The organism is Kocuria dechangensis (assembly GCF_014636775.1).
Lineage (GTDB): Bacteria > Actinomycetota > Actinomycetes > Actinomycetales > Micrococcaceae > Kocuria > Kocuria dechangensis.
In genome coordinates, this window is sequence record NZ_BMEQ01000001.1 from 283,018 (window position 1) to 299,352 (window position 16,335).

Below are 16,335 nucleotides of genomic sequence, written 5' to 3' on the forward strand. Positions count from 1 at the left end.
CGCAGAACACGGCCCCTCGTCGGGGTCGGGGCGCAGAGCACGACCCCTCGGCGCGAGCCGGAGCCGGAGTGCGGCCCGGTCAGCCGCCGGTGGGGCGGGGCCTGCCGGTCCGGACCTCGGCCAGGTGCTCCAGGATGTGGCGGGGCGTCGGCCCCGTGATGCGGAGCTCGACGGCGCCGTGGTGGCCGTGGGCGGCGAGGAGGCCGGTGAGGGCACGGAGGTGGGCGTCCCGGCGCCCGACGATGCGGTGGCGGTCGTAGGCGCGGGCGGTGGCCTCGGACCACGTCCAGGCCGGGGTGCCCTCCGTGAGGGCCGCCGTGTCGTCGTCCCAGTCGGCGGGCACGTCCCCCCTCGCCACGGCGTCGACGGTCAGGGCGTGGAGGACCGCGGGATCCGGGGCCAGCGTCACCGAGGAGGCCGGCTCCCGGAGCTCGGCGGCGGCGAGGACCAGCCCGTGCTCCGCCGCCCAGGCCCGGAGGGCGGCGAGCAGGTCGGCGCGGTCCGGGAGCGTCGTGCCGCGGGCGTCGTCGGAGGGCTCGTGCGCGGGGGTCGGGCGCCCGGCGGGCTCGTCCAAGGGGGTTCCTTTCGCGGGGGTCCGCCCGGGGCGGCGACCGCTCCCACCCCGGGGGAGGGCGGGGACGAAAGCCGGTCTGACCAGGGCGAACAGGTCGTCCGGGCGCGCGGGAGCAGCGTCCGGGGTGGGGATGGCCCTGATGCTATGTCCCCGGGGGCCGGGACACGCCCCACCGCGTGTCCCCACTTCTGTGGTGCCCGTCCCGCCTGCCGGTCGGCAGGCGCGGCGGAGGGGCGGCGCCCGCGCGGGCGCCGCCCCTCCGCCGCCCCCCTCCGCGGCCGGTCCGGGGCCCTGGGAGGGGCCCGCCGGAAGGCCTAGAAGAAGCCCTGCGCGTCCTCGGAGTAGGACACCAGGAGGTTCTTCGTCTGCTGGTAGTGGTCGAGCATCATGAGGTGGTTCTCGCGGCCGATGCCCGAGGACTTGTACCCGCCGAACGCCGAGTGCGCCGGGTAGTTGTGGTACTGGTTCACCCACACGCGGCCGGCCTCGATGTCCCGGCCCGCGCGGTAGGCGAGGTTGCCGTTGCGGGCCCACACGCCGGCGCCCAGGCCGTAGAGGGTGTCGTTGGCGGTGCTGATGGCCTCGGCGTAGTCCGAGAACCGGGTCACGGACAGCACCGGCCCGAAGATCTCCTCCTGGAAGATGCGCATCGAGTTGCGGCCCTCGAACACCGTGGGGCTGACGTAGAAGCCGTCGGCGAGGTCGCCGGCGAGCTCGTTGCGCTCGCCGCCGACGAGCACCTTGGCGCCCTCCTGCTTGCCGATGTCGATGTAGGAGAGGATCTTCTGCAGCTGGTCGTTGGACGCCTGCGCGCCGACCTGGGTGTTGAGGTCGAGCGGGTTGCCCTGGACCATGCCCTTCACGCGCTCGAGGCCGTCGCCCAGCAGCTGGTCGTAGATCGAGTCCTGGATCAGGGCGCGGGAGGGGCAGGTGCAGACCTCACCCTGGTTGAGGGCGAAGAACGCGAAGCCCTCGAGGGCCTTGTCGTAGAACGAGTCCTGCCGCGCGGCGACGTCCTCGAAGAAGATGTTCGGGGACTTGCCGCCGAGCTCCAGGGTGACCGGGATGATGTTCTGGGACGCGTACTGCATGATGAGCCGGCCCGTGGTCGTCTCCCCGGTGAACGCGATCTTGCGGATCCGCGGGCTGGAGGCGAGCGGCTTGCCGGCCTCCACGCCGAAGCCGTTGACCACGTTGATCACGCCCGGGGGCAGCAGGTCGGCGATCAGCTCGACGAACACCAGGATCGACGCCGGGGTCTGCTCCGCGGGCTTGAGGACGACGGCGTTGCCCGCCGCCAGCGCCGGGGCCAGCTTCCACACGGCCATGAGGATCGGGAAGTTCCAGGGGATGATCTGCCCCACCACGCCCAGCGGCTCGTGGAAGTGGTAGGACGTCGTGCTGTCGTCCAGCTGGGAGAGGGTGCCCTCCTGGGCGCGGATGGCGCCGGCGAAGTAGCGGAAGTGGTCGACGGCCAGGGCGAGGTCGGCGTTGATCGTCTCGCGGACGGGCTTGCCGTTGTCCCAGGTCTCGGCGACGGCGAGCATCTCGAGGTTCTGCTCCATCCGGTCGGCGATCCGGTGCAGCGCGAGCGCGCGCTCCGCGACCGGGGTCTTGCCCCAGGAGGGGGCGGCGGCCCACGCGGCGTCGAGCGCCGCCTCGATGTCCTCGGCGGTGCCGCGGCCGACCTCGGTGAACGGCTTGCCGTTGACCGGCGAGATGTTCTCGAAGTACTGGCCCTTCACGGGGGCGACCCACTCGCCGCCGATCCAGTGGTCGTAGCGGGGCTTGAAGGTGACCTTCGAGCCCTCGGTGCCCGGCTGCGCGTAGGTGGTGCTGGACTGAACGTCAACGGTCATGGGAGCAGACTCCGTTTCGTGCCCGGGTGCGCGGGTCCGCCGCACACTGTGTGTGATGCGGATCACGCTACGCGCCGCCACGTTGCACGCACGTTGCACGGCCCTCGGCGCGGCGGCGGACAAGGCGGGGCCCGCGGCAGAACGGGACGGGGTGGCGCGGCGGGGGCTCAGGCGCGCAGTCTCTCGAGCTCGCGCACGGCCTCCGCCCGGACCGGGGAGCGGGCGGGCAGCAGGCGCAGCAGCAGCGCCCACGCCTCGGCGTCGTCGGCGGCCTCCGGCAGGGCGAGGTACTGGCGGACGGCCTCGGCGGAGCCGTCCGTGAGGACGGCGTCCCGCAGCAGCGCGGAGAGTCGGTGGCGAAGCTCGGCGACCCAGGGGGCCTCCGAGCGGGGGAGCAGCGTCCCGGGATACTCCCGCAGGGCCCGCCGGTGGGCGCCGCGGGCCAGCAGGTCCAGGACCGTCCCGGCGTCCGACGGCAGCGCCGCCGCGAGCCGGTAGGGGCGCGAGTCCACCGTGGGGCCCCCGGCCCGCTCCAGCAGCCGTCGCAGCCGCAGCACCTCGGCGCGCACCGTGGTCTCCTGCACGCGGCCGCCCCACAGCCGGTCGGAGAGCTCGGCGGTGCTCAGTCCCGCCGCGGAGCGGGAGAGGACCAGCAGGATCTCGGCGTGCCGCTCCGTGAGCTCGAGCGCCTGGCCGCGCAGGACCAGCGCGGGCGCGCCCGGTCCCAGGACCCGCAGCCGGGCCCCCGTACCGGCCGCGGGGACCGCGCGGGCGCCCGCGCCGGGGGTCGTCCGGCGGGGCGGTGCCGCGGAGGGTGGCCGGCCGCGCAGGGCCAGGGCGAGCTCGGCCTGGGCCGCCCGCACGGCCGCGCCGACGAGGGCGCGGGTGGAGGCATCCGCGGCCGTGTCCCCGCCGGTCAGGTCCACGGCGCCCAGCAGCTCCCCGGTCAGGGGGTGCAGCAGCGGGGCGGCCGTGCACGACCACGGCCGGGCCTCGGGGTAGAAGTGCTGCTCCCGGCGGACCGTCACCGGGCGGCGCAGCACGAGCGCGGTGCCGGGGGCGTTGGTCCCCACGGCGAGCTCGGACCAGTCGGCGCCCTCGACGAAGCCCATCGCCTCGGCCCGGCGCCGGGTGGCGGCGGCACCGCCGACCCGCAGCAGCACGCCGGCCGGGTCGGTGACCGCCACGACCAGGCCGGTCTCCTCGGCCAGGGGCGTGAGCAGCTCGTCGAGCACGGGCAGGAGCAGGCGCAGCGGTGCCCGCGCCTCGCGGACGTCGCCCCGGTCCAGGACGACCTGCGGCGCGCAGCGCTCCGGGGTCGCGAGGGTCTCCAGGGACCGGGCCCAGGACAGCCGCAGCAGCGGGTCCGTCGTCGTCGGCCCCTGGGCCCGTGCGCCCATGCTCCTCGCCTCCGTCGTGCGGTGTGATCCGGGTCTCGCTCCGGGTCCCAGGGTAGCCGCTGACGTGTCCACGACGGGCGAGGGGCGGGGAACTGCCGGGATGCGTCGGGCATTCCCACAGCTCCCCGCCCCTCGGCGGGCCGGGCGGGCCGGTCAGCGCCCCCCGGCGGGGGCGCCGAGGGGATCGGCCGGCGCCTCCGGGGCGCCCGTCCCCGGGGCGGCCGCGGTCTCCGGGGCCTCCGGCGCGAAGGGGTCCCCGGTGCGGGGGGCGTCGTAGAGCTCCCGGTCCAGGATCCCCTCGCGCTGGGCCACGAGGGTGGGCACCAGGGCCTGGCCGGCCACGTTGAGCGCGGTGCGGCCCATGTCGACGATCGGGTCCACGGCCAGCAGCAGGCCGACGCCGTCCAGGGGCAGGCCCAGGGTCGAGAGGGTGAGGGTGAGCATGACGGTCGCGCCGGTGGTGCCGGCGGTGGCGGCCGAGCCGAGCACGGACACGAGCGCGATCAGCACGTAGTGCGTGACGTCCAGGTCGATGCCGTAGAACTGCGCGACGAACAGGGCCGCGATCGCGGGGTAGACCGCGGCGCAGCCGTCCATCTTGGTGGTCGCGCCGAGCGGCACGGCGAAGGACGCGTAGGCCCGGGGCACGCCGAGGCTGCGCTCGGTAACGCGCTGGGTCAGGGGCATGGCGCCGACGGAGGAGCGGGAGACGAAGCCCAGCTGCACGGCCGGCCAGACGCCGGAGAAGTACTGCCGGACGCTCAGCCCGTGCGCCCGCACGAGCACCGGGTAGACCACGAAGGCCACGACCAGCAGGCCGGCGTAGACCGTGGCCACGAAGGCCAGCAGCCCGCCCATCGACGTCCAGCCGTACTCGAACACGGCCCGGCCGATGAGGCCCAGCGTGCCCAGCGGGGCGAGGCGGATGATCCACCACACGACCTTCTGCACGATCGCCAGCGCCGAGCGGACGACGGCGAGGAACGGCTCGGCGGCGGGGCCGACCTTGAGCGCGGCGATGCCCACGGCGGCCGAGACCACCAGCACCTGCAGGACGTTGAAGTTCACGGCGGTCCGCACGGTCTCCGCGTCCACGACGGTGGAGGAGACCTGCAGGCCCAGGAAGTTCGCCGGGACGAGGCCGGTCAGGAACGCGAGCCAGGAGCCCTGGGTCCCGCTGTAGGACTCCGCGGGGGCGGCGGCGCCGGTCCCGGCGCCGGGCTGGACCACCAGGCCCAGCGCGAGCCCCACGAGGACCGCGATCAGGGCCGTGATGCCGAACCAGAGCAGGGTCTTCCACGCGAGGCGCGCCGCGTCGGAGACCTCCCGCAGGTTCGCGATGGAGGAGATCACGGCGGTCACGATCAGGGGGACGACGGCGGCCTTGAGCAGGCTGACGTAGCTGGAGCCGATGGTGTCCAGCGCGGTCATCAGCCAGTTGGGGTCCGTCTCGGGGTCGCCGCCGAGGGCGTCGGCCGCGGTGCCCAGGACGACGCCGAGCACGAGGGCGAGGACGATCTGCGGGCCGAAGGAGGTCGTCCACCGGGGCAGCCGCCGGATGCTTTCTGTGGAAATCATCCGTCCACCTTAGGGCCCCGCACCATATCCCGCGGACTCGCGGTGACGAAATGTGACGCCACGGAGACGGAGGTCACAGGGACAGGGCGTACTCCAGGGTGTCCAGGCCCAGGGAGCCCAGCCGCAGCGCCTGCGTGTGGAAGTCCTTGAGCCGGAACGCCGGTCCGGCCGCGGCGCGGGCCTCGTCCCGGATCTGCTCCCAGAGCCGCTGGCCCACCTTGTAGGACGGCGCCTGACCCGGCCAGCCCATGTAGCGCATCCACTCGAAGCGCAGGGTGGCGTCGTTCATCGCGATGTTCTCGCGCAGGAACAGCCACCCGTCCTCGGGGCTCCACACCGCGCCGGGGCGGGCACCGCCGAGCGCGTCGCCCAGCTCCGCCGGGACCGGGAGGCCGCAGTGGAAGCCGACGTCGAAGACCACCCGTGCTGCGCGCAGCCGCTGAGCGTCCAGCATGCCCATCCGGTCCCCGGAGTCCTCGAGGAAGCCCAGCTCGTCCATGAGCCGCTCGGCGTACAGGGCCCAGCCCTCGCCGTGGCCCGGCACCCAGAGGCCGGCGCGACGCCACAGGTTGAGCTCCCCGGAGTTGGCCAGGGCCGTGGAGAACTGGAGGTGGTGGCCCGGCACGCCCTCGTGGTACACGGTCGTGGTCTCCTCCCAGGTGGCGAAGCTCTCCGTCCCCTCGGGCACCGACCACCACATGCGCCCCGGCCGGGAGAAGTCGGCGCTGGGCATCGAGTAGTAGATCCCGCCGTCCCGGGTGGGGGCGATGCGGCACTCGAGCCGGCGCATGGGCCCGGTCATCTCGAAGTGGGTGTCCGCGAGCGCCTCCACGGCGGCGTCGGAGAGGTCCTGCATCCACGCCCGCAGAGCGTCGGTGCCGTGCAGCCGGCGGGCCGGATCGGCGTCGAGGGCGGCCATGGCCCCCTTGACGGTCGCGCCGGGGGCGATCCGGCGGGCGAGCTGCTCCTGCTCCGCCACGATCTCGCGCAGGTGCTCGACGCCCCAGGCGTAGACCTCCCGGGGGTCCAGCACCGCCCCCAGGGACTCCTGCAGCCGCAGGCGGTACTCGTCCTCGCCCACGGCGTCGGTCTCCCGGGCGCCGGGGGCGATCTCCTCGCGCAGCGCCGCGGCCAGGCGCAGGTAGGCGCGGCGGGCGCCGTCGGCCCCGTCCGCGATCTCCTGGTGGAGACCGGCCGGCACCCGGGGGTCCCGCACCAGTTGGGCGAAGGATCCCGTGCGGGAGGCGTAGCCGGTGCACAGGCGGGCCGCGTTGTGCAGCTGGACGACCGAGGCGGTGCGGCCGCGGGCCCGGGCGTCCAGCAGCGCCCGCAGGTAGGAGTCCACGGCGGCGGGGACGTTGCGCAGCCGCCCGGCGATGTGCGCCCACTGCTCGGGGGTCTCCTGCGGCAGGTCGTCGAAGACGCCGCGGATCTCCTGGACGGGGGAGGAGATGTTGTTCACGGCCCAGCCGCTGAGCCCCTCGTCGTGGAGCCTCAGCTCCAGGCCCAGCCGCTCCCGCATGGCGTGCGCCGTGACCCGGTCCACGTCGTCCGCCGGCTCCGTGCGGGCCAGCTCGGCGAGCGCGCCGGCCGCGGCGTCGGCGTACGCGTCCTGCCCCTCGGGCCCGAAGTCCCGGTACTCGGTCTCGTGCCCGGGGAAGCCGTGGACGGTGGCCTGGGCGGGGTCGAGCTCCATGGTGCGGCGGAACCAGCGCTCGGCCACGGCGTCCACCGCCGTGGGCGCGCGGTGGGACGTGCCGAGGGGTGCCGGCTCCGGGCCCGGCGAGGGGGTGGTGGCGGAGAGATGGGCGGTCATGAAGGTCACAGTAGTCCCGGCCCGTCCCTAGACTGCGGAGCATGACCACTCCTGTGCCGCCCCCGGCCCCTGCGCCGGCCCTCCCCGCCGCGCCCTCCGGCACCGCGGGGACGGGGCCCGCCCTGCTCGTCGTGGCCGCCGGCGTCGTCGCCGCCCTGCACGTGTGGAAGCTGGCCCCCGCGCTGCCGGGGCTGTCCGCCGAGCTGGGCCTGAGCCTGGTGCAGGCGGGGTTCCTGCTCTCCACCGTGCAGGTCGCCGGGATGCTGCTGGGCACCGTGGTGGGCCTGTTCGGGGACCGCATCGGGCTGCGCCGCGGGCTGCTGCTGGGCCTGGGCCTGCTCACCACGGGGTCGGTGCTCGGCCTGCTCTCCACGGGGTACGGGACGCTGCTGGGCTCCCGGGTCCTCGAGGGCGTGGGCTTCATGCTCGTGTCCATCTGCGCTCCGGCCCTGATCCGGCGGACCGTGGCGCCCGGGCGGGTGTCCCTGCTCGTGGGCCTGTGGGGCTGCCACATCCCCGTGGCCGCGGCCCTGTCCCTGCTGCTGGGCGGGCTGCTGAGCGAGGCGCTGGGCTGGCGCGCGTGGTGGGGGGCCGCCGCGGCGTGCTCGCTGGGGCTGGGCGCGGTCGTGCTCGCCGTGCTCCCGCCGGACCCGGCCCACGCGGTGGTGCACGGGGTGCGGGAGCGGCTCGGGCTGACCCTGCGCTCGCCGGGGCCGTGGCTGGTGGCCCTGGTCTTCGGCCTCTACACCGCCCAGTGGAACGGCGTGGTGCAGTTCCTGCCCTCGATGTACGCCGAGGCCGGGATCGCGGCGACGGCCGCGGCCGGGCTCAGCGCCCTCGCGGCCGGCGTCAACGTGGTGGGCAACGTGGCGGCGGGCCGGGCCCTGCAGCGCGGGGTGCGGCCGGTCGTGCTGTGGGTCGTAGGGTTCGCGGTCCTCGGCCTGGCCGCGGTGGTCGCCTTCGGGCTCGCGCCGTACCTGGACCCCGGCCTGCGCTTCGGCGCGCGCTACGGCGCGGTCCTCGTCTTCTCCGCGGTGGGGGGCGTGGTGCCGACGACGGCGATCGCGAGCCTCATGCGGGTGGCCCCGACCCCCACCACGGTGGCGACGAGCCTGGGCCTGGGCCAGCAGCTCAACGCGCTGGGCCAGTTCGCGGGGCCGCCGGCCGTGGCCGCCGTGGCGCAGGCGACGGGGACGTGGGACGCGACGTGGACCGTCACGGGCGCGCTGGCGCTCGCCGGGATCGCCGCGGCCCTGGTGGTCTCCCGGCGCCTGCCCGCCGAGCGCTGAGACCGGGCGCAGGGCGCCCGGTGCGGGGCGCGCGGTGCAGGGCGCGCGGGGTCAGTCCTCCGGCCGGGTGCGCCGCCAGGCGCCGCCGCCCGGGCGCAGCCGCAGGCCCAGGCGCATCCGGCGGAACTGGGAGCGGCGCCCCTCGCCGCCCCGGGCACCCTCCTCGTCCTGGCCGTGACGGGCGAGCAGGACCGCGGTGACGGCCGCGATCTCCTCCGGGGTGGGGCTGCCGGCCACGAAGCGCAGGGCCGGCACGCCCTCCGCGGGCTCCGGGGCGCTCACAGGGGGATGTTCCCGTGCTTCTTGGCGGGCATCGAGGCGCGCTTGTCGCGCAGCGCCCGCAGGGCCTTGAGCACCTGCACCCGGGTCTCCGAGGGGGCGATGACCGCGTCCACGTAGCCCAGCTCCGCGGCCTGGTAGGGGTTGAGCAGCTCCTCCTCGTACTTCTGCACGAGCTCGGCGCGCAGCGCGTCCACGTCCTCGCCGTCGTCCGCGGCGGCCTTGAGGTCCCGGCGGTAGAGGATCTCCACGGCGCCCTGGGCGCCCATCACGCCGATCTGCGCGGTGGGCCAGGCGAGGTTGACGTCGGCGCCGAGCTTCTTGGAGCCCATCACGATGTAGGCCCCGCCGTAGGCCTTGCGGGTGATGAGGGTGACGAGGGGGACGGTGGCCTCGGCGTAGGCGTAGAGGAGCTTGGCGCCGCGGCGGATGATGCCGTTGAACTCCTGGTCCTTGCCCGGCAGGAACCCGGGCACGTCCACGAACGTGAGGATCGGGACGTTGAACGCGTCGCAGTGGCGCACGAACCGGGCGGCCTTCTCGGAGGCCGCGATGTCCAGGGTGCCGGCGAACTGCATCGGCTGGTTGGCCACGACCCCCACGGTGTGGCCCTCCACGCGGGCGTAGCCGATCATGACGTTGGGCGCGTAGAGCGCCTGCATCTCGAGGAAGTGCCCGTCATCGACGACGGACTCGATCACCGAGCGCATGTCGTAGGGCTGGTTGGCGGAGTCGGGGACCAGGTCGTCCAGGGCGAGGTCGGCGTCGGTGACCTCGTCCTCCTGGTCGTGGTCCAGCAGGGGCGCCTCCTGCAGGTTGTTCGCGGGCAGGAACTCGAGAAGCTCGTGCACGAACTCGAAGGCGTCCTGCTCGTCCTCGGCCAGGTAGGTCGCGGTGCCGGTGGTGGTGTTGTGCTGGCGCGCCCCGCCGAGGGTCTCCATGTCCACCTCCTCGCCCGTGACCGTGCGGATGACGTCGGGCCCGGTGATGAACATGTGGGAGGTCTTGTCCACCATGACGATGTAGTCGGTCAGGGCGGGGGAGTACGCGGCGCCGCCGGCGCAGGGGCCCATGATCAGGGAGATCTGGGGGACCACGCCGGAGGAGCGCACGTTCATGTTGAAGATGTCCGCAAACATCGCCAGGGACGCCACGCCCTCCTGGATCCGCGCCCCGCCGCCGTCGTTGATGCCGACCACCGGGCAGCCGTTGCGCAGCGCGAACTTCTGCACCTTGACGATCTTCTCGCCGTTGACCTGGGACAGGGAGCCGCCGAAGACGGCGAAGTCCTGGGAGTACACCGCCACGAGCCGGCCGTCGACGGTGCCGTACCCGCTGACCACGCCGTCGCCGGGCAGCTTCTTGGAGGCCATGCCGAACGCGGTCGAGCGGTGCACCGTCAGGGCGTCGAACTCCACGAAGGACCCCTCGTCCAGGAGCATCTCCACGCGCTCCCTGGCCGTGTTCTTCCCCCGGGAGTGCTGCTTGTCGATCGCCGCCTGCCCCGCGGGGGCCTCGGCGCGCGCCCGGCGGTCGTGGAAGTCGGCGATCTTGCCGGCGGTGGTCGTCAGGTCGTGGGTCATGGCACCTCGTGGTCTGGTACGCGGCCGTGCCGGACGGGTGCGGTGGCCCCGTCCGGGGCGGTCTGGGGACCCTCCCACTCTAATCCGGCGCCCACACGGCCCCGTTGTAGGAGTCCTACAAAATCCGGGGCCGCGGGACGGGCGAGGCCTCAGCCCACGCGGCCGAGGACGACCTTCCAGGGCCGGACCGTCCGCTCGGTGACCACGCCGTGGCGCACCAGCGGGTCCTCGTCCGTGAGCCGCTCCACCTCGGCGGTGTCCGCGGCGGAGAACACCAGCAGGGCGCCGGCGGCGCCGTCGTCGTCGAAGGGCCCGGACGCGAGGATCCGGCCCTGCTCCACGAGCCCGCCCAGGTACGCGCGGTGCTCCGGGCGGCGCGCGGCCAGGACGTCGGCGGGGCCGCCGTAGACGTAGGTGACGGCGAAGGTCGTGCGGTTCTCCGCGGTGCTGCCCGCGGCGTTCTCGGGGGTGGTCTCTGCGGTGCTCACGGGCGCTCCTGGGTCCGGGCCGGGGCCGGTCCGCCCGGGCCGGACGCCCAGGCGGTTCCCGGGCGGCCCGGCTACTACTGTGGATGTGATCCGAGCCTACGCGGCGCCCGCCCGGCGGCACAGCAGCGACCACCCGAGGAGAACCGTGCCCGACCCCCGAGGACCCGGCGCCGACCTGCGCGCCCCCGCCACGCTCGCCGCCCTCGAGGGCCTCGGCCTCGGCCGGGTCGACGTCCTCGACGAGGTCGGCTCCACCAACGACCACCTCGCCGAGGCCGCGGCCCGCCAGGCGCGCGCCGCGGCGGGCGGGCCCCGCCCCGACCGGCCCTGGACGGACCTCTCGCTCGTGCTCGCCGGGCACCAGAGCGCGGGCCGCGGCCGGCTGGACCGCACCTGGACCACGGACCCGGGCACGGCGCTGACCTTCAGCGTGCTGCTGCGCCCCGACGAGGGCCGCCCCCGGCCGCTGCCCACCCAGCACTTCCCCTGGCTGACGCTGCTCATGGCCGCGGCCGTCGTCGACGCCCTCGACGACGTGGCCGGGGTCCGGGCGCGGGTGAAGTGGCCCAACGACGTCCTCGTGGACGGGCGGAAGATCGCCGGGGTGCTCGCCGGGCTCGTGCTCGCGGGCGAGCGCCCGCCCGCGGTGGTGCTGGGCGTGGGGCTCAACGTCGCGCAGCAGCAGCTGCCCGTGCCCACGGCCACCTCCGTGCGCCTGGCGGCCGGCCGGGACGTGGCCCGCGGGGACGTGCTGGCGGCCGTGCTGGGCCGGTTCGTGCCGCTCTACCGGCGGTTCTGCGCGGAGCCCGCGGGCGCCACGGCTCCCGGCGGAACCCTGCGGGAGCTGGTCGAGGAGCGGATGGAGACCCTCGGCCGCCCGGTGCGCGCCGAGCTGCCCGGCGGGCGGCCGGCGCTGGTCGGGACCGCGGCCGGGCTGGGGGAGCACGGCGGGCTGCTCGTGCGCGACGCCGGCGGCGCGGCGCACGAGGTGACGGCCGGCGACGTCGTGCACCTGCGCCCGGCCACCGTCGCGGGGGAGGGCTGACGGTGCCCGCCCGGTTCGCCCTGCAGGCCGGGGAGCGGGTGCTCGTCTCGACCCGCGCCCACGGGCTGCGGTTGCTGCGCCCGTTCCTCGTCCTGCTGCTGACCGTCTTCCTGCTCTCCCTGGCCCAGCGGGCGCTCGAGCTGCGCTGGCGCCCGGTGGCGGAGCCCTGGACCACGGTCCGCGTCTGGGCGGACGCCGCCCTGCTGGTCGCCGCGGCCTGGGTGGTGCTGCGCCGCTGCGCCCGGCCGGTCCTGCGCTGGTGGCGGACCCGCTACGTGCTCACCACCCGCCACCTGCTGCTCCTGCGCCCCGGCGGTCCGCCCGTGTCCCTGCCGCTGGCCGGGCTGCTGCGGGTGTCCGCGGAGCCGGGGCGCGGCCCGGCCCTCGGCCGCCGCGACGGGCGGGTCGTGGCCGACTTCGGCCGGCTCGGGGGGCTGCGGCTGGAGCACGCCCCCGAGGCGCGGCAGTTCGCCCGGCTCGTCCGGGACGCCGCCGACGCAGAGCGTGAGCGCGTCGCGGGCGCCTGGGCCGCGCCGCCGGGCGCGCCCGGGCCGGGTCCCACTAGAGTGGGACGGGACGCGGTCGTCGCACCGCGCCCGGATCCGTACCGCCCCCCGCGCCGACCGTGGGTCTGACGGGCCGTCCACCAGGAACAGGAGTGACGCGTGGCCAGTGAGGAGCAGGGGGAGCCGGTGATCGGCCCCCAGACGGAACAGCTCAACCTGAACCTGCACAACCCCGTCCAGGCCAACCTGTACCGCTCGGACGAGTCCCAGGCCGCCGTGCGCGCCCTCGAGCGGACCCTGCTGGGCTCCGAGCGCCGGCTGCGCCGCCGCGAGGCCGCCCGCCAGGGCGGGCTGTCCCTGCTGTCCGCGCGGAAGGTGTGGCGGGCCCTCGGGTTCCCCAACCTCACCGACGAGGACGTCTGGTTCACGGACCAGGACTCCGAGGCGCTGCGCGTGCTCTCCACGATGGTGGTCGAGGAAAAGGTCACCGAGGAGGCCGCGCTGTCCCTGGTGCGCTCCATCGGGCAGATGACCGACCGCATGGTCGTGTGGCAGGTCGAGGCCCTCGTCGAGGACATGGTCGTGCACGGGGGCATGACCGACGCCACCGCCCGGCGGGAGCTGCTGCACCTGCTGCCGGACCTCATCGAGGCCGTCGAGAAGCTGCTCGTCTACTCCTGGCGGCGCCAGATGAACGCCGCCGTGCAACGGCTCGCGATGCGCGTGGAACGCCCCGACGGCTCGACAGGGACGGGCCCCGTGGCCGACGACGGCGACACCATCCTCCCGCTCGCGCGCGGCGTGGGCTTCGCCGACCTCGTCTCCTACACCTCCCTGTCCCGGCAGATGAACGAGCGCACCCTCGCGAACCTGGTGCAGCGCTTCGAGAACCGGTGCGCCGAGGTGATCGCCGTGGGCGGCGGCCGGCTGATCAAGACCATCGGCGACGAGGTCATGTTCCTGGCGGAGACCCCCCAGGGCGGCGCCCAGATCTCCCTCGCCCTCGCGCGCGCCATCCGCGACGACGCGGAGCTGCCGCAGGCCCGCGTCGCCTTCGTCTGGGGCCGCGTGCTGCCACGGCTCGGCGACCTCTACGGGCCCACGGTCAACCTCGCGTCCCGCCTCGTGGCGCTCACCGAGCCGGGCGGGGTGCTCGTGGACGCCTCCACGGCCGCCGTGCTCGCCGGGGACGAGCGCTTCATCCTCATCCCGCAGGCCACGCGCAACGTGCGCGGCTTCGGGGACGTCCAGCCCGTCGCGCTCTCGCAGGGCGTGGGCCCCGGGCTGGAGGTCGACTTCGAATGAGCGCCCCCCTCGTGATCCGCGCCGGGGCCGCGACCGACCGCGGCCTGCGCAGGGAGTCCAACGAGGACGCCCTGGTGGTCACCGCCTCCATGTGCGCGGTCGCCGACGGGATGGGCGGGCACGAGGCCGGGGAGATCGCCAGCGCCCTGTGCGTGCGCACGCTCGGGGCCTCGCCGCTGTTCGACCTGGAGGACTTCCACGAGTTCGTGGTGGACGAGCCGGAGCCGCCGCTGGACGTGGCCCGCTTCCGGGCCACCGTGGAGCGGGAGCTGCGGCTCGACCCCGAGATCCCCAACGACGCGGTCGAGGCGGTCCGCAGGGTCCGCTCCGTGCTGTGGCAGGCCGACCGGCACATCCAGAGCGCGTGCGAGGGCCGGGCGGGCACCACGGTGACCGGCGTGTGGCTCGTGGAGATCGAGGGCCGGATGCTGTGGGTCGTCTTCAACACCGGGGACTCGCGCACCTACCGGCTGCTCCCGCCGGACGTCCAGGGATCCGCCCCGGTGATCGAGCAGCTGACCGTGGACCACTCCGAGGTGCAGTACCTCGTGTCGATCGGGCAGCTCACCACCGCGCAGGCCCTCGTCCACCCCCGCCGCAACGTCATCACCCGGGCCCTGGGCACGGGGCAGGTGTGGGAGCCGGACGTGCGGGTGCTGCCCGCCCGGCACGGCGAACGGCTGCTGCTGTGCTCCGACGGGCTCACCAACGAGCTGAGCCCCGCCCACATGGCCCGGGTGCTCGCCACGGTGCCGCACCCCAAGGAGGCAGCGGACGTCCTGCTGCAGGCCGCCCTGCGCACGGGCGGGCGGGACAACGTCACGGTCATCGTCGCCGACGCCGTGCGCCCGGGGGACGTCGCCCCCGGCCTCTGAGCGGCCCTGCGACGACGCCCCGCACGGGCGGCCGCTCCCGGTGGGCGGGCGGGCCGGGGCGTTGCACTACCCTGGAGCTGTGGCGAGCCTCCGACAAGCACAGAAGCAGATGACCCGGCAGCTCCTGCTCGACAAGGGGCTGGAGGTCTTCGGAACGAAGGGCTACGCCGCCACCACCGTCGACGACATCGCCGCGGCCGCCGGCACGACCCGGGCGACCTTCTACCTGCACTTCCCCTCGAAGGCGGACCTGGTCCGGTCCCTCGTCGCCGACACCAACGAGATGCTGACCCGGGCCGACGACCCGTCGCTGACGTGGGTGGTGCAGTCGGGCGACCGCGAGCACATCCGCACGTGGCTGGACCGGAAGTTCGACCAGTGGGCCGAGATCAGCCCGTACGTCACCGTGGCCCACCAGGCCGCGGCCGCGGAGGCCGACATCCAGTCCACTGTGGACCAGTGGTTCGACGACGCCATCGACAACATGCAGAAGGGCCTCGACGCGGCCGGCCGGTTCGAGCCGTCGACCCGCCGCATCCGCTGCTCGCTGGCCTTCGGCGAGCTCGAGTTCTTCTCCCGCCGGTGGATGCGCCTCGGCTGGACCGTGGACCGCGACGCGTCGCTGGAGCTCATGACCGATTCGTGGTGGCAGCTGCTGGCCGAGCCGGCGCCGCGGTAGACGCCGCACCGGAGACCCCGCACCCCACCTCCCGCAGCCTCCGCCCCTCCGTCGCGCGGCGGGCCCGGCCGTGGCCCCGCACGCTCGGACCTGCCCGTGGCCTCGCACGCCCGGACCTGCCCATGGTGTGGTGGGGGAGGCGTCCGACGAGGTGCCGGAGCCGTCCGCACCGCCGACCCCGACCGACCCTCGCCCCGGCCCTGGTCCCGTCCGTCCTCCGGGGAAGGCGGCTCCGCGCAGATCCCCCGGAGCGTCCGTGTCGCCCTGCGTCATGTAAGCACGGTCACACAATTCACTTGACGCTATGTCTATTGAGTCCCTACATTGTTGTCCAGCTCACACCGGGACCCGTTGCCCCGACATCTTCGAGGAAAGAGACGACCATGTCCGTCCAGACCAAGGGAATGCTGATCCAGGCCGCGCTCGGCGCCGTCCTGATCACCGTTCTGATGCTCCCCTTCCAGGCCCTGACCCCGTTCGCGCCGTACACCGGCCTGCTCATCCTCCCGGTCCTGCTGTTCTTCGCCCTCCAGGCGCCGCCGAGGGCCCTGCTGGGGATGTTCCTCAGCTTCGCGGCCGGCGTCGGCTGGGCCGGTCTGTTCATGCTGGTGGCCGGAGCCCTGCCGGGCGTCCCGCTCGCGGCCCTCCTGGGGGCCGGTGTGACCGTCGTGATCTTCCTGATCCTGTCCGTCCACCCCATCCTGCTCGGCCGCACCCCCTTCGGCGTGGTCCCGGCGGTGCTGCTGGGCTTCGTCGAGTCCCTGCTGTGGCTGATGCTCGACCCCGTGCTGGGCGAGGGGGCGCCGCGCCTGAACCCGCTGTGGCTGATCGGCATCTTCGGCTACGGCTGCCTCATGACGCTCGTCCTGCTGCTGGTGCAGGACAGGGTCCTCACCGCGGTGCTCGGCAACGAGTGGCGTTCTGCCCCCTCGGAGGACGCCCCCACCTCCCAGATCCCGCCGACCCCGCCCACGCGGGCGGCCCGGACGGCGCACCGTCCCGCCGAGGAGCCGGCGAGCCGGCACGCGGGGGAGACCGCGTCCGGGGCCTGAGGACCGC

Annotated in this window: 15 protein-coding genes; 7 read left to right on the plus strand and 8 right to left on the minus strand. The window is 74.8% G+C overall.

Annotation, left to right across the window (positions count from 1 at the left end; genetic code table 11):
* Window positions 1–79: 79 nt before the first annotated feature.
* The 5 genes from IEW07_RS01205 to IEW07_RS01225 form a co-directional block, all read right to left on the minus strand.
* Window positions 80–574, minus strand: coding sequence for a hypothetical protein (locus IEW07_RS01205; RefSeq protein ID WP_188533997.1), 495 nt, complete (start codon window positions 572–574; stop codon window positions 80–82).
* A gap of 314 nt (window positions 575–888) precedes the next feature.
* Entirely contained in the window at window positions 889–2,433 is a 1,545-nt protein-coding gene (exaC, locus tag IEW07_RS01210) for an acetaldehyde dehydrogenase ExaC (RefSeq protein WP_188533998.1), read from the minus strand.
* Window positions 2,434–2,600: 167 nt separating this feature from the next.
* Window positions 2,601–3,833, minus strand: a complete 1,233-nt coding sequence (locus IEW07_RS01215; RefSeq protein WP_188533999.1) for a sigma-54-dependent transcriptional regulator family protein — start codon at window positions 3,831–3,833, stop codon at window positions 2,601–2,603.
* A 153-nt stretch (window positions 3,834–3,986) separates the two neighbouring features.
* Complete coding sequence (locus IEW07_RS01220; RefSeq protein ID WP_229741478.1) at window positions 3,987–5,411, minus strand: dicarboxylate/amino acid:cation symporter; 1,425 nt, start codon at window positions 5,409–5,411, stop codon at window positions 3,987–3,989.
* A gap of 73 nt (window positions 5,412–5,484) precedes the next feature.
* The gene (locus IEW07_RS01225) at window positions 5,485–7,227 is read right to left on the minus strand and encodes a DUF885 domain-containing protein (RefSeq protein WP_188534000.1); all 1,743 of its coding nucleotides are present in this window, start codon (window positions 7,225–7,227) and stop codon (window positions 5,485–5,487) included.
* 41 nt (window positions 7,228–7,268) lie between these two features.
* Here IEW07_RS01225 and IEW07_RS01230 point away from each other — a divergent pair, with 41 nt between their 5' ends.
* A complete protein-coding gene (locus IEW07_RS01230) occupies window positions 7,269–8,516 on the plus strand; it encodes an MFS transporter (RefSeq protein ID WP_188534001.1) in 1,248 nt (415 codons plus the stop codon).
* A gap of 51 nt (window positions 8,517–8,567) precedes the next feature.
* Here the strand turns inward: IEW07_RS01230 and IEW07_RS01235 are convergent, their stop codons facing one another.
* From IEW07_RS01235 to IEW07_RS01245, 3 genes are all read right to left on the minus strand, one after another.
* Window positions 8,568–8,798, minus strand: coding sequence for an acyl-CoA carboxylase subunit epsilon (locus tag IEW07_RS01235; protein WP_188534002.1), 231 nt, complete (start codon window positions 8,796–8,798; stop codon window positions 8,568–8,570).
* Window positions 8,795–10,378 carry an acyl-CoA carboxylase subunit beta gene (locus IEW07_RS01240; protein ID WP_188534003.1) on the minus strand — a complete coding sequence of 528 codons (1,584 nt, stop codon included), beginning with the start codon at window positions 10,376–10,378 and terminating at the stop codon, window positions 8,795–8,797. The genes IEW07_RS01235 and IEW07_RS01240 overlap by 4 nt, the downstream gene beginning before the upstream one ends.
* Before the next feature lie 149 nt (window positions 10,379–10,527).
* Window positions 10,528–10,866 carry a YciI family protein gene (locus tag IEW07_RS01245; protein WP_188534004.1) on the minus strand — a complete coding sequence of 113 codons (339 nt, stop codon included), beginning with the start codon at window positions 10,864–10,866 and terminating at the stop codon, window positions 10,528–10,530.
* Window positions 10,867–11,011: 145 nt separating this feature from the next.
* On the opposite strand from IEW07_RS01245, the gene IEW07_RS01250 reads away from it, so the two are divergent.
* The 6 genes from IEW07_RS01250 (at window position 11,012) to IEW07_RS01275 (ending at window position 16,328) form a co-directional block, all read left to right on the plus strand.
* Window positions 11,012–11,911: a biotin--[acetyl-CoA-carboxylase] ligase gene (locus IEW07_RS01250; protein WP_188534005.1), complete on the plus strand. Its 900-nt coding sequence runs from the start codon at window positions 11,012–11,014 to the stop codon at window positions 11,909–11,911.
* A 2-nt stretch (window positions 11,912–11,913) separates the two neighbouring features.
* A complete protein-coding gene (locus IEW07_RS01255; RefSeq protein WP_188534006.1) occupies window positions 11,914–12,546 on the plus strand; it encodes a hypothetical protein in 633 nt (210 codons plus the stop codon).
* A gap of 30 nt (window positions 12,547–12,576) precedes the next feature.
* Window positions 12,577–13,722: an adenylate/guanylate cyclase domain-containing protein gene (locus tag IEW07_RS01260; protein WP_188534007.1), complete on the plus strand. Its 1,146-nt coding sequence runs from the start codon at window positions 12,577–12,579 to the stop codon at window positions 13,720–13,722.
* The gene (locus tag IEW07_RS01265) at window positions 13,719–14,597 is read left to right on the plus strand and encodes a PP2C family protein-serine/threonine phosphatase (protein ID WP_188534008.1); all 879 of its coding nucleotides are present in this window, start codon (window positions 13,719–13,721) and stop codon (window positions 14,595–14,597) included. The genes IEW07_RS01260 and IEW07_RS01265 overlap by 4 nt, the downstream gene beginning before the upstream one ends.
* Window positions 14,598–14,706: 109 nt before the next feature.
* On the plus strand, window positions 14,707–15,276 hold the full coding sequence (locus IEW07_RS01270; protein WP_188534009.1) for a TetR/AcrR family transcriptional regulator: 570 nt from the start codon (window positions 14,707–14,709) through the stop codon (window positions 15,274–15,276).
* A 383-nt stretch (window positions 15,277–15,659) separates the two neighbouring features.
* Window positions 15,660–16,328, plus strand: coding sequence for a hypothetical protein (locus IEW07_RS01275; protein WP_188534010.1), 669 nt, complete (start codon window positions 15,660–15,662; stop codon window positions 16,326–16,328).
* Window positions 16,329–16,335 lie beyond the last annotated feature (7 nt).

Bases quoted from the DNA above. Each gene is read 5' to 3' on its own strand.
- IEW07_RS01230 (WP_188534001.1), top strand. From the start codon at position 7,269: ATGACCACTCCTGTGCCGCCCCCGGCCCCTGCGCCGGCCCTCCCCGCC.
- IEW07_RS01240 (WP_188534003.1), bottom strand. From the start codon at position 10,378: ATGACCCACGACCTGACGACCACCGCCGGCAAGATCGCCGACTTCCAC.
- IEW07_RS01215 (WP_188533999.1), bottom strand. From the start codon at position 3,833: ATGGGCGCACGGGCCCAGGGGCCGACGACGACGGACCCGCTGCTGCGG.
- IEW07_RS01270 (WP_188534009.1), top strand. From the start codon at position 14,707: ATGACCCGGCAGCTCCTGCTCGACAAGGGGCTGGAGGTCTTCGGAACG.
- IEW07_RS01265 (WP_188534008.1), top strand. From the start codon at position 13,719: ATGAGCGCCCCCCTCGTGATCCGCGCCGGGGCCGCGACCGACCGCGGC.
- IEW07_RS01275 (WP_188534010.1), top strand. From the start codon at position 15,660: ATGTCCGTCCAGACCAAGGGAATGCTGATCCAGGCCGCGCTCGGCGCC.
- exaC (WP_188533998.1), bottom strand. From the start codon at position 2,433: ATGACCGTTGACGTTCAGTCCAGCACCACCTACGCGCAGCCGGGCACC.
- IEW07_RS01220 (WP_229741478.1), bottom strand. From the start codon at position 5,411: ATGATTTCCACAGAAAGCATCCGGCGGCTGCCCCGGTGGACGACCTCC.
- IEW07_RS01225 (WP_188534000.1), bottom strand. From the start codon at position 7,227: ATGACCGCCCATCTCTCCGCCACCACCCCCTCGCCGGGCCCGGAGCCG.